The sequence below is a fragment of the Microcoleus sp. B9-D4 genome (assembly GCF_036705105.1).
Classification (GTDB): domain Bacteria; phylum Cyanobacteriota; class Cyanobacteriia; order Cyanobacteriales; family Microcoleaceae; genus Microcoleus.
Map to the genome: position 1 here is coordinate 1 of NZ_JAUBTS010000167.1, position 1,558 is coordinate 1,558.

Genomic DNA, 1,558 nt, shown 5'->3' on the forward strand with positions numbered 1-1,558 from the left:
ATTTACAGGCTTTTATGTGTGAGAAAATCAGCTATATTCACTGGTTTAAGGAACTTGTTTTTAATTGCTGAGATCAGCAGTTTATAGGATTCGTATGTCTATTTTCAGAATCCTATCAAATAAGCATTCAACACTTCTGAGGTCGAGCATATCCACCCACGCTCTAAAGGTGGCTCTGATAGGGTTTCTAACCTGGCTCTGGCTTGCCATCCCTGCAACCAGGGGAAAGGTAATCAAGATATCAAAGATTTCCTCTCAGGCAAACCTGAAATTTTAAAGAGGGTATTGGCACAGAGCAAATCACCTTTAAAAGATGCAACAGCAATTAACGCTACCCGATGGGCTTTATTCAATGCTTTGAAAGCAACGGGTTTACCTGTGGACACTGGATCTGGAGGCAAAACAAAGTTCAATCGGATTCGGTTAGGTCTTCCCAAAACTCATTGGCTTGATGCCGCCTGTGTTGGTGGGACTCCGACATTAGAAGTGTTGACCTGGCAGCCGTTGTCGATTCAATCAGCAGGGCATGGGACTCGCCAAATGTGCGGTACTAATAAATTTGGTTTCGTGCGATTCGTTCCCTACAAAGTGGAAGGCTATGCAGCCTGAAACGAACTAGGGGCAAGGAGAACCAACCTCTCGTAGTGGTTGGAACAGAACCTTGACAACTTGATTGACCTGTAGGTGAACCCTAATAAGGGTAATTCCTGCCGCCTTGACGCTTAGGTTGAAGCATCTCCCCCAGGATGGCGACTGACTATCAAAATCTGGAAATCAGCAGGGGGGAGAAACGACAGACAAACCTTGCCTCAGAGGGTAATCTGGCTAGCTAAGTTAGGACGGGTTAACGTTCAGTAAACTCACTCGAAACCTTCGTTAATTTGAAGCTGCGGAAATGAGGAGAGGGTAGCCAACAGCTACGACCGCAGCCGTCAAAAAGACAATGGGGAAATGTGGCTGGTGAATTGAATCCGTCACCAGAAAGCGTTCACGTAAGTTATCAACCAGATAACTATACTAACCCCGGAGGAGTGTGAGAACCCACCCCCGACGCAATTAGGTCAATCAGGAACGAATTAAGTCCCCTGTCATCTCTCAGGGTAGGTCGATACTCTGAGCAGGTAGTCAGCCGCATGAGGCAGGGGAATGGGATGGCTTCAGAAGCAAACGCCTCGGGGAAAGCCCAAGGATATGCAGACAGAAGCCCGACTGTTTGGAAGATGTAGAGGTACAAGTAGTAGTACATATACCGTGAGATGAAGGCAAGTAACCAAAAATGTGAAAACCAGAGTACGGATGGTAAGCCTAACGAGTGGAAGAATATTCCCTGGCGCAAGCTGGAACGTAAGGTTTATAAGCTACAAAAGCGCATCTACACAGCCTCGCAGCGTGGTGAAACTCCTCAAGTTCGGAAGCTACAGAAGCTAATGATTAAGTCCAGAGCTGCCAAGCTTCTGGCTGTCAGACGGGTTACTCAGGATAACAAAGGGAGTGCGGCTCGTTGACGCGCCTTGCGAGAAATCCGAAAGCGTCACACCTGCTGAAAGCAGGTCAATAG

The 1,558-nt window shown here is 47.3% G+C and carries 1 protein-coding gene and 1 pseudogene; both read left to right on the forward strand.

Annotated features, from left to right (window positions below; translation table 11 throughout):
- Nucleotides 1–138: 138 nt before the first annotated feature.
- Nucleotides 139–567, forward strand: a pseudogene (locus QUB24_RS33370) (HNH endonuclease); the annotation flags it as partial.
- Between the two features lie 689 nt (nucleotides 568–1,256).
- Complete coding sequence (locus QUB24_RS33375; protein WP_445300454.1) at nucleotides 1,257–1,505, forward strand: reverse transcriptase N-terminal domain-containing protein; 249 nt, start codon at nucleotides 1,257–1,259, stop codon at nucleotides 1,503–1,505.
- The last annotated feature ends 53 nt before the right edge of the window (nucleotides 1,506–1,558 follow it).

Excerpts from the sequence above, each read along its gene's own strand:
- QUB24_RS33375 (WP_445300454.1), top strand. The coding sequence starts at position 1,257 with ATGAAGGCAAGTAACCAAAAATGTGAAAACCAGAGTACGGATGGTAAG.